Genomic DNA, 15,220 nt, shown 5'->3' with positions numbered 1-15,220 from the left:
CGTAATGAATACCGAAACCGTACTACCTGATGGCGCAACCGCAGTCGCGGTGCGATGGCATGGCGTAGTAGATGGACTTCACGACAAACTGGTGTATGGCTGGGCTATCGATGCAGAACGGCCCAACAGCCGCGTCGTGGTCGAAGTGTGCCTCGATGACGAACCTATCGCCTGCATCATTGCCGACGTCGCCCGATCCGACCTGCTCGAAGGCTTGAGCGCACTGGGCGCCGGCGACGTCTGCCACGGCTTCGTCGCCGATCTTGGCGCGCTGCCGGCACATTCGGCCGGCGTCGTTTCGGCGCGCATCGCCAACACCACTGTGCCACTGGCCGGCCACGTACGCCTGCGTCAGCCGACGTTGCCGCCGGCCGCAGCCGTCAACACCGTGGTCGGCGACGGCGGCCTGCGCCTGCACGGCTGGGCGCTCGACCCGGCCGATCCGAACCGGACCCTTTCGGTGCGCGCCTTCGTCGGCAACGACATGGTGGCGCAAGCGAGCGCGAATATCATCTTCCCATCGATGCGCGGCCATATCGACGGCGCCCATGGCTTCGACCTCGCCCTGCCCGCCTCGCTGGCGGACGGCGCAATGCACAGCGTGCGCGTGGTGGACGACGAAGGCCGCCCACTGAACGGCAGCCCTCTGACGATCTGCTGCGCCCTCGATGGCCTGGCCGGCCTGCTACCGCCCGACGCCGACGACCTGCTGGTGAACGTCGCCGACATCTACCAGCGGCACCTGCCGCGCAGCCTGCCCATGTCGGCCTGGCCGGAATGGTCGGCCCGCTTCGATCGCGAGGGGCCAACGACGCTGCCGACCCTGCGCACCGCCATCATCATCACGGGCGACGCCGATGCGGCGCAGCTGGAACGCACGATCGCCAGCGTACAGGCGCAGCACGGCATGAGCGCGCAGACCTTCTCCGGCCAACCATTCCCGGCGCTGCTGGCGCAGGCACTGGTCTCTAACAGCGACGTCATCGGCTGCGTACGCGCCGGCGACACGCTGGCGCCGCATGCACTGGCATACGCGCTGGAAGGCTTCGCGCTGCCGGATGCCAAGGTCGTGTACACCGACAGTGAATTTGAAGGCCGGCCGTGGTTCAAGCCGGCATGGAATCCCGATTACGCGTTCGCGAGCGACTATCCGCTCGATTTTCTGCTGGTGCGCAGCGACGTCGCGCAGGGTTTGCCAGGCATCGAACATGCCGCCGGCTTCGCCTGGGATGCACTGGCCGCGGTATGGCATGACGGCGCCACCAGCGTCGTGCACGTGCCGCGCGTGCTACTGCGCGTGCTGTCGCCATTGACCACCGAAGAACGCACTGCGCGTTTTGCCGCTGCCACGCGTGCATCGCTGGCAGTGCAGCCGCATGCACTACTCGAAGAATTGCCGAATGCGCCGCAAGGCGTTGCCTGGGCAGCGCGGCGCGCGCGTCATCCGTTGCCGGAAGGCGCGCGGGACATGACCATCAGCCTTATTATCCCGACGCGTGACCGTGTCGACCTGCTGCAGCGGTGCATCAGCACGATCCAGCGCTACACCGACTGGCCGAAGCTCGAGATCATCATCATCGACAACGGTTCAACCGACGACGAGACGCATGCCTACTTTGCGGAGGTTGCACAGCAGGGTGTGCGGGTGTTACCGATGCCGGGGCCGTTTAACTACGCGGACCTGAATAATCGGGCGATTGCGCAGGCCAGTGGCGAGATCATTGGACTGGTGAACAACGACATTGAAGCACTGCACGATGGCTGGCTTGACGAGATTATCTCGCAGCTGTTGCGGCCAGGCGTTGGTGCGGTTGGTGCCAAGTTACTGTGGCCGAATGGGATGGTACAGCATGGCGGGGTGTTGCTTGGCGTGGGGAATGTGGCGGGGCATTTTGGGAACCGCTTAGCCGATGGCGATTGGGGTGATCATGGTCGTAATCAGTTAGTGCAGCAGGTTAGCGGCTGTACCGCTGCCTGCCTGTTCCTCAACCGCCAAGACTTCCTAGACCTCGGTGGAATGGATAAAGATGCCTTTCCAGTGGCATTCAACGACGTTGATCTGTGCTTAAAAATATTTGCATCGGGCAAGACCATCGTTTGGACACCAAATTCTAAATTGTTGCACGCCGAATCGGCAAGTCGTGGGACTGAAGATACACCTCAAAAGCGAGAACGGTCACTTCGCGAAATAGAAAAGCTACGAAATAAATGGGCAAGGATACTTCTAAGTGACCCTGCATACCATCCGAGTTTAAACTTAGATCCGAACAGCAACGCATACGGAGGATACGCCTTGCCTCCACGGAACCGCGCACCGCGCTGATCGATTAACTACCACCTCCAAAATAATGAGCAACGATAAAATTTTCAGCTTTCCACGAATTGAAGGCACGAATTTCTACGGCAGCGTTGACAAGCTGGAAATTAGAAACGGCGTAGCCATCCTTTTCGGTTGGATGTTTAACGCAGACTCGCCAGAACCGGTCACAATAAAAGTAGTCAGCGACGGCCGTACGCTCGCACGTCGAATAGCAGACGAGTCCCGTCCTGATGTACTAAGCGCAGGGGCACCAAGCGAAGCAGTCGGATTTCAAATTCCTTTACAAACTACTGGCGATGAGAAAAATATATCGGTGTACGCAACTCAGGGAGATAATGAGTATCTGTTCAACAGCATTAAACTCGCCACTAAGCTGCCAAAACAAAGTCTGACCATTGAAGACATCTCTTCTGTCTTTCGTCTTCTTTTCCTAAGGGAACCGGAAGACGTTAACGCAATAAATTATCAATTAGTGCATCATGCCGAAAAGTCATCGCTATTTGCCGCTATGTTTGACTCTCCTGAGTTCTATGAGAAACATCCAGCACTCATTAAGCTTCTTCACGACAAGAAATTTGGTTAAAAATGAAAGTTTCGATAATTATTAATACCTATAACCGCGCAAAGCAGTTGCAAGATTGCCTGCGTGGACTATGGAATTTAGACTACCCAGAATTTGAAGTTATTGTTGTAAATGGACCATCTACCGATAACACGAAAGAGGTATGTAGTCGCTTTTCTGAATCCATCACATATGTCGAATGCAGTGAACGAAACTTATCGATATCACGAAATATCGGACTGGCAAACGCAAGAGGCGAAATAGTTGCATTTATTGATGATGACGCAGTTGTCGATACTAACTGGTTAAAAAATATTGTGGCAGGGTACTCCTCCGACGAAATTTACGGCGTTGGCGGATTCACTATCGACCACACAGGAAAAAAGTACCAAGCAACTACAACGATCTGCGACCGTTTAGGGGAAGCATACTCAGTCCCTAGCGGAGTATCAACAGAAGTATATCAATTTTCCGGCACAGGTTTTTTCGTATCTTTATTGGGAACAAACTCTTCGTTCCGCCTGTCAGCAATGAAAAAAATCGGCGGCTTTGATGAAACTTTCGCGTACTTCCTAGATGAAACAGACGTGTGCGCGCGTTTAGTTGATTTGGGCGGGAAGATTATTTATACGCCTGAAGCAATCATATATCACCGATATGCTCCAAGTCACTTGCGTAATCCTAACAAAGTTCCAACAACGCTGTACGTGACCGCTCGAAGTAAAGCTTATTTCATGTGCCGCCACGGTAAACCATTGCTTGGCGAGCGAAGAGTAGAAGACGCAATGAGTCTTTATCAGTCAAATCTGCGCCGTGACAACGCTTGGCTTTCCAAGCATGGCCATATGAGTGAAGGTGCTGCAGCATTACTAAATTTAGACGTAGAACGTGGGATAGAAGATGGTCGAAGTCTTTCCCAGGACCCGGCACCGACGAATCTGGCTTTACGGACCGAAGAGTCGATCAGCCGTGATTTTAAGCCATTCAGTAATCCGTTCAAAGACGCTCTGAGAATCGTTTTAGTGAGTCAAGGATTTCCTCCGAAAGACACTTCGGGGATTGCACGATGGACAAGTCACGTAGCTTACGGACTGGCGAAGCGCGGTCACCAAGTTCATGTCGTAACAAAGAGCCACTCCGTTGAGACGGTTGATTATAATGCAGGCGTCTGGGTGCATAATATTAACTCTACTAAAAGCTCTGAGTTTAATAATCTCACTTCGCAACTAGATATTCCGTCAGATATATTAGATTGGTCCGTTGCCGTGTACGAAGAAATACGCCGTATTGGATTTAAGAATATAGATCTAGTTTCAGCACCAATCTGGGACGTCGAGGGACTAGTTACCCTGATGCTCGCACCTGTTCCTGTTGTGACATCACTACATACCACCTATAAACTTGCTCTTCCTTACAAGCCAAATTGGCATCGTGCGCTCTACAAGCTAAATCACGTCGATAAAATAATAAAAGCCGAGAAGTTTATATTTGAAAACTGCGCTTCGTTTTTGGGAAATACTCACGCTGTGGTGAGAGAGATTGATGAGTCATACCAATCTTCAATTGAGGCACGTACCCGCGTAGTTGCTCACGGAGTTGATGATCCAATAGTTGGCACAATCGAGCAAACAAAACAACCGACGATTCTCTTCGTCGGTAGGCAGGAATCGAGAAAAGGATTTGATACTGCGCTGGAAGCAGCAGCTCTGGTTTGTGCTGTAGAAACAGATGTTCTATTCCGGTTTATAGGTTCCGAGACCGACGATCAGGACTGTTTGGCGGCAGTGAAAAAATATCATGGTGGGTTACCGGTTGAAGTTAAAAATCGAATCAGCCTTGAGGGCTATGTCACTGACGATGACCTCCAACAAGCATATAGAGAATGCACAATTTTCTTAGCTCCATCGCGCTTCGAATCATTCGGGTTGATTGCTATCGAAGCAATGAGATACGCAAAACCCGTAATCGTTGGCAACGTTGGCGGATTAGTCGAAGTAGTGGACCATGAGAAAACAGGCATACTGGTTAATCCTTCAGATGCGAGAGAAATCGCTGCAGTCATTCAAAAACTGCTTAACAACCCAAAGTTTGCAAATAAGATCGGTGCGGCTGCAGAAAAAAGTTTCAGGGAAAAATTCACTGTCGACAAGATGATTGATGGTATTGAATCGACGTATCGACACATCTTAAACGAAAAGAAATTCGATAATAAAATGGAATCTTTGAAATGATGCCTACTTCCGTAGAGAAAATTCAATCTGCTTGGAACACTTTCACCGGTGAGCATATAACTAATACAGAAGCTGCTTTACTCGGTCAAGAGGTTGGAGATTATTCTGAACTTCTGGCTAAAATCTTATTGGAGACAGATTTCCTCGAAAAGTATCCTAGAGTAAAAAAGGTTTTGCAATCAAAAGCACCTCGAGTTTTAAGGTGTCTAACGGACGAGCCTCGAGCAGCATTAAAGAAGACGATTAAAATGCAGCACCAAGAGATCCAAATTCAGTTGTTTGAGAAACAGAAATTATATACTGAGCAAAGCAAAGCCCTGGTATCACTAGAAGAGGAAATAATTGGCCTGAGAAAAATCCTAAGAGGATAGTGTAAAAAATTTGGATAACCAAATTTTCCAAATGAATATTTATATAAATTAATTAAATTAAGAAGAATAATATTCTCATATCAGATCTGGATCGGATATTTAAATATGAATACATTATCAACGGAAAAATATAATGAATTATTGAAATCGGATGAAGTTATATTTCACGATTACGGTTCCGATAATTTAATCATTTGGTTTGGAGGGATTAACGAGCCGCATTTTAATCCGGAGATCGCAAGATTGGCAAACTGTGATATTTTGACCGTCCGTGACATAATGAATTCGTGGTACACGACAGGTCTGACTTCCTCTCACGCTAATATCGACCAAGCGATTCTTGAACTGAAGCAGTTTATAGCAGATCGGAAGTATAAGAAAATATGCCTTTGTGGGCAGAGTAGCGGTGGATATGGTGCACTGTTCTATTCACATTTGTTAAATGCTGACTTATGCATAGCGTTTTCTCCACAAACGCGGAATGTATTTAACGGACAATGTCAAATGACGCCAGACATTCGAATTAAGGATGTGGGTGAATTTTTTGATGCTTCCAGTCCGACAAAGATTTTACTTAATATGTCACGCTCTGAAAGCGATCACGATGAGCAATTTGCTTGGAACGATTGGCTGCAAATCGAGAAACTAAGAAAAAAACCAAATGTCACAGTTATAACACATCCTTATGATAATCATTCGGTTTCTGCAAAACTTAGAGAAGCTGGTCTACTTTATAGATTTACGGCGTCACTAATAAACACATACTTGTATTAATACGAGTTGAAGAAAAACAATCAATATTTAAATTATTATTTAGTAATTTTTACAATTATCCAATGTGAAAATTTTAAATTCGTTAGTAAGTCACTATTATGTAGATAACGCTACGTTGCGAAAAATAATTTTTTTAAATATTTATTCTAAATTTTTTAAGTTTGATTATACAAATGAATTTATTTATTGCATCAGAGGTACGAAGCGGTTCCACATACATTGCGGAATCCTTAGCATATAGTTTCTCAGATTCGTTCAAAGTCGATTTTTGGGACGCGGGGAAAGAGCTATTTAATCAGCTGAGCGATTCGACTGATGCGGATCAGATCGAAAGTATATTATCAAGTTTAGGCCAAAATAGTATTGGAATTAAATGCGCTAAAATTATGTGCGCATCACTTTCAATAATCTGTAGAGAAGTAAAAAGAAATCCCGAATTATACGACCATTTTTTTGGACAGAACGCTTGTTGGATAATTATACGGCGGCGAAATAGAATAAAGCAGGCTGTCAGCCTTGCCACTGCTATCGCCTCCGACACCTGGCATTTCTATGACGATCCCAAGACATCACCTGACAACAAAGTCTCAATAAGTAATGAGTCTATCTATGATGCTTTAAAAATGATTATCTTATCGGATGATTATCTCGAAAACTTCTCTCATTTCGTTGAGAAATCGACAACGATCTATTACGAAGACTTTATTGGGAATGAATTGGAGGTGCTAAAAAATACAATCAATAAATTAGGTTTACCGTTTGATGAGCAACTATTGACCATAAGTCCAGCAAAACTTAAAAAGACTGGTCAACCGCTCAAAAGCGAGGCAGAGCGAGCATTCCGTGAATATCTCTTAGAAAATTATCATCAGGTAGAATAAAAATTATCGGAAAATTTTTTTAAGAATACCAGGACTATTGAAAACAGCCGGCACTCACGTCGGCTTGATTAGCTCTAATCGTTCGCGATAACGTTTCCCAACTGTCAGTGGATTATGTTGAAATTCGATAACGCTTTTTCCAGCCTTAGAGATAATTTTCACTGCGTCCTTGCAATGTAGAATCTGCTTCATTCGTTTAGAGGCATGAATGATATCTGGCTCGGCCCATACCATTCCAGAGGAATTTTCATATTCACCAGGTTGCACTGGAATAAGTCTTGACTTAACCAAAAGCGAGTTTTCACTAGAATTAAATGAAAGATTGCCAGAATATCCTGTTACGATAACTGGTCGCTCTAACAACATCGCTTCTGCGATATTCCTCCCGAATCCTTCAGCGCGGTGTAGAGAAACAAATGCATCACAGCATTTGTACAGCGCCAATAAATCTGGTTTACTTAAAGTTTCTTCGATTAGAAATATACGAGAATCTTTCTCATGAAGAGATTTCAGAACCGGGTATACGTCATTATTTTTATGGCCGGCTTGAACCTTGATTACTAATCCAACTTCGTTAGTAAATTCCGAGTGAGGAAAAGCCAGCAAAAATGCATCGATACAAGCTGATGGATTTTTCCGATAGATAGAAGAATTTATGTCAAAAGAGAATAAGAACAAGCACCCATCTTGAGGCAATCCGAAATCAGATCTTGTCTTGCCACTAGGTTGCGGAATCTCAACTGCCATTGGCATCAGTATGACTGGCACGCTTGAAATTGGAGCAATTGAGTCGTATGTATGCCGACTAGAAACCCAAACTTCATTGACTAAGGCAAAGAGGTGGCTCCACTCATCCGGCCACTCGTTAAGTTCCCATGGCCAATAACCTATGTTATAGCCTTTTACGATTGCTTCACTACCATTCTCAGCAAAGTACCTACCATGTTCAATAGCCGTGAGGCAATACATATTTATATTATATTTGCCATCTGGCTTAACGAATTTTTGCATCGATAGTTCATTTTGCCCTACATTTTTTCCAGGCGCAAAATTAAGCATGAGAACCGGTACTGATGCGCAATCTAAAGCCGCGGTAGCCATTCGCGCATCTTCGCCAATTCCCAATTGCCCAAATGCATAACCTATTACATTTACTCCAAATGGATCTTTATCGATTTCACTAAATATTTCTTGCGCATGAATTGATTGCGGCGGAGGAAATTCGATTGCTGGCGAAAGCCACTTAATAAAATTATCATATTCTTCAGGTAATGGAAACGCATCCATTACGTCTTGGCGTGATTGGTAGACAATCAGCTCATAATTAGTTAGCGAATGGTATCCAGAATTTTTTTCCAAATATTTTTTCTGCCAATTACTTGGAGTCCATTCTACTAAATTTATTTCCTTAGAGCCGTGATTAGTAAACCATACAAAAAAATCATTTCTACCACCAATGGTTTTTATGTCAAATTTTAGGTCTTTTCGCATTCGTTCGACAAATACCATCTCCCAAGTATATATATTACCTGCGTCTGGTCGATCCATCGACGAATCTTCTATAGTTGCTTTGCTACGTAATTTATCCCACCACTCCCGATTTTCTCTTAATGTTACATATTCTCGACTACCGTTGGCAACACACCAACCTATAAATTCCAACCTACTTTCAATGGTATCTAGAGGGTAAATAATTTGTAAATCCATTGGTCGCAATTGCCAGATCAACACCATTATCCCCAGAAGTGGTATTGGTAACCCTTCTGACAGCTCTTCTACAGGTAAAAAATAGCTTTGCCAATTAGGATTTTGGTTTTTAAGCTCCCTGTTTTTCTCAACTAGTCTGTTGAGGCAATCGATGGGGAAACTAGAATTTTTTTGATCGTTGTTATTCATAGTATCAAGCTAAACTTATGTACCTTAAAAGTGAGTTGAAACAGGCCCAAGTAATGAAAATAGAAAATAGAAGGCTCTATCTCAGAAAATCATCTCAATCAGTGTATCTTTCGTACCGAAAAGATTGATGGTGAAAAATGAGCAGGCGCAGTTTTATTTTCATTTAGGGTGTATCACACGGCTTATCTTCAAGAGTTCTACAACCATTTCTACACTTCGTTCGAGGCTAGTAGACTCTGTATTGATGACCAACTTTGGATCCAATGGCTCTTCATATGGAGACGAAATTCCAGTGAATTCAGCTATATGCCCCTCTCGCGCCAGCTTATAAAGCCCCTTGACATCCCTCTCCTCACAAGTACTCACTGGACACTGGCAATAAATCTCCATGAAATCATTGACATCCAATAATTTTTTTATTCGATCTCTGTCATTTCGAAAAGGTGATATGAATGCTGTCAAAATAATGGTGCCAGCTTCGACGAAAAGTTTTGATGTTTCCCCCACTCGTCGGATGTTTTCAGTTCTATCAGTTTGACTAAAACCCAAATCTGCACATAATCCGTGTCGTACATTATCACCATCAAGAACAAATGTATGGCATCCAAGCATGTGCAGCTTTTCTTCAACAGCATGCGCGAGTGTCGATTTGCCCGAACCTGAAAGTCCAGTGAACCAAACAACAACACCTCGATGGTTATGAAGCTTTTCTCTTCCGTCTCGCGTAACTGTAGCGTGATGCCAAGTGGTATTACTCGATTTCATAATCACCATTTTTAATTATAAAAAAACAACATTAGCCCAAGTTTAAAAACATTTGATTAGCTTTCAATCTTAGAATTCCTGAGAAAATCGTTTATCAACATCTAAAATTTTTCCATGCATCAAGCACTTCAGCGTAGAATACCTTATCTAGGTCCTTTACAGTCGTAAAAATTATCATGAAGAGCTATCTTATCATTGGTGCCGGCTTCTCCGGGACAGTACTTGCTGCAAGATTAATCAAGGAAGCAGGCACTAAGCGAACTGACGTGTATTTGATTAACGGATCCGGCCGCATAGCTCGAGGCATGGCTTATGGTACGCATAGTCCGTTCCATGTTCTGAATGTCCCTGCTGGAAATATGAGTGCATTTGAAGAGCTTCCAAATCATTTTTTAGACTACGCGAGGGCACATGACTCATCAGTATTGCCAAGTTCGTTCGTATCGCGACGGATATACGGCGATTATCTTGAATGGATACTAAACGAGGCGGAACGAAACGCGCCGGCCCACGTCCATCTTCATCGGGTCTATCGAAAAGTCAAGCACATAAAGTCAGAAAATTGCGCAGGGAAATCGATTGTTACTCTCGACGACGGTGTAAAAATTGAGGTAGATAAAGTGATCTTAGCCCTGGGGCACTTCCCTTCGGCTAGAGTGCCTATTGAGAATCCGAACTTCTATACAAGTGAACGTTATATACATGATCCTTGGTCTCACGACAGCTTAGATTCAATTCCATCACGTGCACCTGTCGTTCTTTTGGGAACAGGGCTTACTGCTGTTGATGTCGCGATGACATTGCTCAGTCGCAATCCAATGCGAAAGATCGTAGCTATTTCACGACGCGGTCTATTGCCGCAGGCCCATCGCCACACTGCTGGAAAGCCCATGATTGTAGGAGTTGACGCAATTTGGAAAGATGCGGATACAGTGCGCTTACAAGTTCGGGCCTTTAGGAAATATTGTCGTATGTTAGCTACGGAGGGTCGAGATTGGCGTGAAGCACTTGCTTTGCTCCGTCCCGCGACCGCTGGGATCTGGTCTAAGTACCCCGAGATAGAACGTCGTCGCTTTCTTCGACACGTTCAGCCATATTGGGACTCTCATAGACATCGCCTTGCACCTGGAGTTGCAGAAAAACTCACAGCTGCACGTGAATCTGGAACAATGCGGGCCCTGTCTGGACGGCTTTTAAAAATTAATTTTGATCAAGAGAAAATCGATGTCCATTACACGCCGCGTGGCGCTACGCAAGCCAAGGTGGAGCAAACGCAGCATGTTGTGAACTGTACAGGCCCGTGCGCAGATCCTCGCCAAACTGGCAGCGAGCTAATGACACAGCTGTTTAACGATAACCTTGTGAAATTAGATTCCCTCGCCTTAGGCATTGATGTTACTGCCGATTGTGCAGTGATCGGTGCGTCAGGAAAGGCATCTGATAATTTATTTTACATTGGACCCTGGCTGAAGGCGCGATATTGGGAGGCAACCGCTGTTCCCGACCTTCGCGTCATCGCAAAAAATTTATCACGCAAGCTTAGAGAAGATAGTTAAACGGTTGCCATCGGTACAAGAATGCCAATTCAGGCACTCAAAGACTGGCAGCATGCCAAGCCCGAATTATTCGTCAAACTCGTTTATGAACACGCGAGACTTGACAGGCAATAACTATCTTTTCAGAAGAAAGCGCACAGCTTGAACACCAGTTCTCAGAAAATAATAGGCTGGCTATAACTATTGGATTATCATGTAAATATTATAAAACTGAGTATTTATGACGAACTTTAAAAACTCGCTTCCCGGCGTTCCAAGTGTCGAACACCCTCTGTTCGCACGCATATTCGACGAATCCATCGATCCAGAAACCCGTCGCGTCGCCTTTGAACTGGCAACCAAAGGCTACGCAGTACTGGACTTCCCCGATCAGGATTTCGATTCGATGGCCGAGTCGATCAAGCAAACGCTCCACGGCCATTACGATTTGGAAGGCTGGCGTGACCACGGCCACAAAGCCGGCATCAGCCTGCGCGTGCAGGACGCATGGGAGTTCGACGACAACGTCAAGCGCATCGCCTGCAACGAGAAGTTGCTGGCCATGCTGTCACAACTGTATGGCCGCCAGGCCTGGCCATTCCAGACGCTGAACTTCCCGGTTGGTACCCAGCAGCACTTTCATACGGACTCGATCCACTTCAGCTCCAGCCCTGAACGCTTCATGTGCGGTGTGTGGGTTGCCATGGAAGATATCGATGCGTCCAATGGGCCACTGATGTACTTCCCCGGCAGCCATCGCTGGCCGATCTATACGAACGAACACATCGGCAAGTGTATTGCGGAGCTGGAAGGGACGAAGTCGCAGGCCATTTACGAATCGATGTGGCGCGACCTGGTAGAAGCACATGATGCGCAGCCGGATTATTTCCACGCGAAGAAGGGGCAGGCGCTGATCTGGGCTGCCAACCTGATGCACGGCGGCACGAAGCAACTTGATCCGAGCCGCACTCGCTGGTCACAGGTCACGCATTATTTTTTCGACGATTGTGCGTACTACACGCCGATGATGTCCGACCCCTTTTATGGCAGCATCGCGTTCCGTGCGCTCACCAATATCGTGACGGGTGAGCATGTCCCCAATCGTGTCGCCGGCTATGAAATACCCGAGAGTTTTATTGAAGCGACATCGCCCGGACAAACGAACTGGCATGAGGCGCGAGCCTTTGATCCGCAGCTGTACCTGTTGGCCAATCCGGACGTGGCAGCAGCTGGCGTCGATCCAGAGCAGCACTACCTGCAGCATGGAAAAAGTGAAAAGCGTCGGCTGCGGCCCTGAACTGACGCACTGGCGGACATGCGTCGAGGCACGGCCGCTACCTGACTCACCCGCGCAATAAACGCGATGATGCCTTGTCCGGTCGTGAATCGGGAAACAACACCTGCGCAGTGCGTTGCGGATCAAGCTGGAAAGCGTCCGCGCAGGCCTGCGCCACCAGCGCGTCAAGGCCAAGGGTCGGTCGCAAGTCACGATTCTCGAGCAGGTCAGCACTCGCAAGTCCGGGCCAATCCGCGACAATCTTCCCACCCTTCACCGCACCACCAATCAGCATGGCAGCCGACGCAGTCCCGTGATCGGTTCCGCCCGTGCCATTGGCGGCAACGGTGCGCCCGAACTCGGTGGCAACGAGAATGGTCGTCTTCGCCCACGCATCCCCAAGTCCCTGCTGCAACCCGCTGATCAAGTCATCGAGGTTGTTCAGCTGCGTCGCCATGCGCCCCTTTTGCGCACTGTGCGTATCCCAGCCATTGGTTTCGATCATGGCGATCCGGGGGCCGTCTGCGCGCGCCAGAAAACCTGCAGCAACCTTGCCCAGTTCGACCGACGACTGTTGACCCTTGCCGCCCCCGGTCGCACCGGCCATGCCCTGCGCCTTGAGCGCCGTTGACCAGAGCCCGCTCAGCTGGGCATCGCCTTCATACAGCTTCTGCACGCGCAGCAGCAGATCGTCGTTGGCGTGCGGCAGGCCGGATGGCGCGTACGACGCGACATCGATTGCGCCCCGCAGCGCCAGCGGCAGCGTGGGCGCAAACGCGATGGCCTGATTGCTGCGCCGTGGCAGCATGCCGGCCAGCCGGTTCATCCAGCCGTCCTTGACCGCGAACGGCGCCTTGCCGCCGGTTTCGAGGACATTTTGCGCGTCGAAGTGCGAGCGATCGCGGTAGGGTGACGCCACCGCGTGGAACAGGCTGGCCTGCCCCGCCTTGTACAGATCGGCAATGCCGGTCAGCGACGGGTGCAGCGCAAACGTGCCGTCCAGCTTCAACGCTTCGGTGGGATCAATGGCAAGGGCCCCGCGCAACCGCGCATAGGCCGGATCGGCGTAGGGAATCACCGTATGCAGGCCATCGGCAGCGCCACGCTGGATGATGAACACGAAGCGGCGCTCGGTCTCGGCAGCGGCGAATGCGATCCGGGGCGCGGCAAGCAATGCTGCTGCACTGGAAATAAAACCACGTCGGTTGAGCATGTTTTTACCTTCTCAAGAATTCGGGCGATGCCAATAGCAACGCGAGCGCATTGGCCGGGCTTTCTGCCCCTGCAATCGCGCTTGCGGTCGGTCGGCTCAAGGTATCCGGCAGCACGCGTGGCGCCAGTGCGCGCGCATCGATCTTGCTGCCAAACTCGGTGGCCAGACGCTGCGCGATTTCTACCCGGCGCAGCAGCGCATCCGGGGCCGCCCAGGTGGCGCTGACGTCGCCATAGCCGGCCGGCGAACCGGGCCGCCAGACAGGCTGGCCAAGCCGGCCCATCAGAAACTGGATGCGCGCTGCCGGCACGGTCTGCACGCCCATCGCGCGCAGGCTGGACAGGGTCCAGTCCCAGGGCGACTTGAACTTGGCGGCCACTGGCTGCAAGGCATCTGCTGCGCTCACCAGTTCGCGGTACAGGGCCGTCAGGTCGCCGCCGGTCTGCAGAAAATTGTCCGCCAAACGCTTGACCAATGCCGGCGCTGGATCGTCGGTGATGAAATGCCGCGCCAGCTTGGTGGCGATGTGGCTGGCAGTCGCCGGGGCCCTGGCCAGATCGCGCAGGATGGCCGTGGCCTGCTGCTCCCCATCGTCGGCGTAGCTGCGGCGGAGCACCGTGCGCGCGCCGGGTTCGTGCTGGTTGGCCTGGAACCGGAAGGTGTGCGCGGCCCCGTCAGGCGACTGCGGGCCGGGTAGCGTCCAGCCGGTCAGTGCGCGGGCAAACTCCACCACGTCGGCCTGGGTATAGCCGCTTCGCACGCCCAGCGTGTGCAGTTCGAGAATTTCGCGCGCCAGGTTCTCGTTCAAGCCGCGCGTCGGCCGATCCGGCGCTTTCGCGCTGGCGCGGCGCCCGGCGACGCTGTCCGGCCCGGTCGAGATCGACTGGTCGAGATACAACAGCATGGCGGGATGGCGCACCGCGGCGAGCAGCAAATCCTCGAAGCGCCCTAGTACATGGGGCCGGATGGCATCGGCCTCGTAGCTGGCAGAAAAGCCAAGGACCGGTACTTTTTCGACCGAGATCGCAAAATGGTTCGCCCAGAAGTGGCTCAGGCGCTCGACAAACGGCGTGCTGCTTTGCAGGGCGCTGTTCGTGCGCGCCTCCACGCCGGCCAGATAGGCTGCCCTGCCCGCGCGCTGCCAGGCTTCACGGACGCTGGCACGCTGCGCCTCGGGGGCGTTGCGGATGGCGGCCTGCTGCTCTACCCACTGCGCGACGCGCGCCGGGGTGCGCTCGATGGAACGCCATGGCAGCGGCAACGGCTCGTACTCATCGAGCTGCGCCAGCAACCAGCGCCGCGGATCGGTAACGGGCTTGTCGTCCGGTCGCGCACCGAGGCCCAGACGGTTGCGCGCAATGGAATCGCTGATCATGGCCCGAGTATAGAACCGTAA

Annotated in this window: 12 protein-coding genes and 1 pseudogene; 9 read left to right on the top strand and 4 right to left on the bottom strand. The window is 49.8% G+C overall.

Translation table 11 applies throughout. The features are described from left to right. Nucleotides 1-4 precede the first annotated feature (4 nt). The 6 genes from RCH14_RS20700 (at nucleotide 5) to RCH14_RS20675 (ending at nucleotide 7,139) form a co-directional block, all read left to right on the top strand. Nucleotides 5-2,323: a glycosyltransferase gene (locus RCH14_RS20700; protein ID WP_343027979.1), complete on the top strand. Its 2,319-nt coding sequence runs from the start codon at nucleotides 5-7 to the stop codon at nucleotides 2,321-2,323. A gap of 25 nt (nucleotides 2,324-2,348) precedes the next feature. Next, entirely contained in the window at nucleotides 2,349-2,903 is a 555-nt protein-coding gene (locus tag RCH14_RS20695; protein ID WP_343027978.1) for a hypothetical protein, read from the top strand. Nucleotides 2,904-2,905: 2 nt separating this feature from the next. Then, a complete protein-coding gene (locus tag RCH14_RS20690; protein ID WP_343027977.1) occupies nucleotides 2,906-5,113 on the top strand; it encodes a glycosyltransferase in 2,208 nt (735 codons plus the stop codon). Beyond that, nucleotides 5,110-5,484: a hypothetical protein gene (locus RCH14_RS20685; protein ID WP_343027976.1), complete on the top strand. Its 375-nt coding sequence runs from the start codon at nucleotides 5,110-5,112 to the stop codon at nucleotides 5,482-5,484. The genes RCH14_RS20690 and RCH14_RS20685 overlap by 4 nt, the downstream gene beginning before the upstream one ends. 105 nt (nucleotides 5,485-5,589) lie before the next feature. After that, nucleotides 5,590-6,258, top strand: a complete 669-nt coding sequence (locus tag RCH14_RS20680; protein WP_343027975.1) for a hypothetical protein — start codon at nucleotides 5,590-5,592, stop codon at nucleotides 6,256-6,258. Nucleotides 6,259-6,431: 173 nt separating this feature from the next. Next, nucleotides 6,432-7,139 (top strand): Stf0 family sulfotransferase, encoded by a 708-nt coding sequence (locus RCH14_RS20675; protein ID WP_343027974.1) that lies wholly within the window; start codon nucleotides 6,432-6,434, stop codon nucleotides 7,137-7,139. 54 nt (nucleotides 7,140-7,193) lie between these two features. Here RCH14_RS20675 and RCH14_RS20670 read toward each other — a convergent pair whose 3' ends face one another. Continuing rightward, on the bottom strand, nucleotides 7,194-9,035 hold the full coding sequence (locus RCH14_RS20670; RefSeq protein ID WP_343027973.1) for a glycosyltransferase: 1,842 nt from the start codon (nucleotides 9,033-9,035) through the stop codon (nucleotides 7,194-7,196). A gap of 159 nt (nucleotides 9,036-9,194) precedes the next feature. Continuing rightward, on the bottom strand, nucleotides 9,195-9,800 hold the full coding sequence (gene cysC / locus RCH14_RS20665) for an adenylyl-sulfate kinase (RefSeq protein WP_343027972.1): 606 nt from the start codon (nucleotides 9,798-9,800) through the stop codon (nucleotides 9,195-9,197). A 176-nt stretch (nucleotides 9,801-9,976) separates the two neighbouring features. On the opposite strand from cysC, the gene RCH14_RS20660 reads away from it, so the two are divergent. From RCH14_RS20660 to RCH14_RS20650, 3 genes and pseudogenes are all read left to right on the top strand, one after another. Then, entirely contained in the window at nucleotides 9,977-11,356 is a 1,380-nt protein-coding gene (locus RCH14_RS20660) for an FAD/NAD(P)-binding protein (RefSeq protein WP_343027971.1), read from the top strand. 6 nt (nucleotides 11,357-11,362) lie between these two features. Beyond that, nucleotides 11,363-11,470: pseudogene (locus RCH14_RS20655) on the top strand (IS481 family transposase); the annotation flags it as partial. Between the two features lie 106 nt (nucleotides 11,471-11,576). After that, nucleotides 11,577-12,632 carry a phytanoyl-CoA dioxygenase family protein gene (locus RCH14_RS20650; protein ID WP_343027970.1) on the top strand — a complete coding sequence of 352 codons (1,056 nt, stop codon included), beginning with the start codon at nucleotides 11,577-11,579 and terminating at the stop codon, nucleotides 12,630-12,632. A gap of 46 nt (nucleotides 12,633-12,678) precedes the next feature. On the opposite strand, the gene RCH14_RS20645 is transcribed toward RCH14_RS20650, so the two are convergent. Together RCH14_RS20645 and RCH14_RS20640 are read right to left on the bottom strand one after the other, a co-directional pair. Then, nucleotides 12,679-13,824: a DUF1501 domain-containing protein gene (locus tag RCH14_RS20645; RefSeq protein ID WP_343027969.1), complete on the bottom strand. Its 1,146-nt coding sequence runs from the start codon at nucleotides 13,822-13,824 to the stop codon at nucleotides 12,679-12,681. Between the two features lie 4 nt (nucleotides 13,825-13,828). Then, nucleotides 13,829-15,199, bottom strand: a complete 1,371-nt coding sequence (locus tag RCH14_RS20640) for a DUF1800 domain-containing protein (protein WP_343027968.1) — start codon at nucleotides 15,197-15,199, stop codon at nucleotides 13,829-13,831. Between the last annotated feature and the right edge of the window lie 21 nt (nucleotides 15,200-15,220).

The sequence above is a fragment of the Massilia sp. MP_M2 genome, assembly GCF_039123635.1.
GTDB lineage: Bacteria > Pseudomonadota > Gammaproteobacteria > Burkholderiales > Burkholderiaceae_D > Telluria.
The sequence above is the reverse complement of the archived record's forward strand: the minus strand, read 5'-3'. Positions and strand labels throughout refer to the sequence as shown.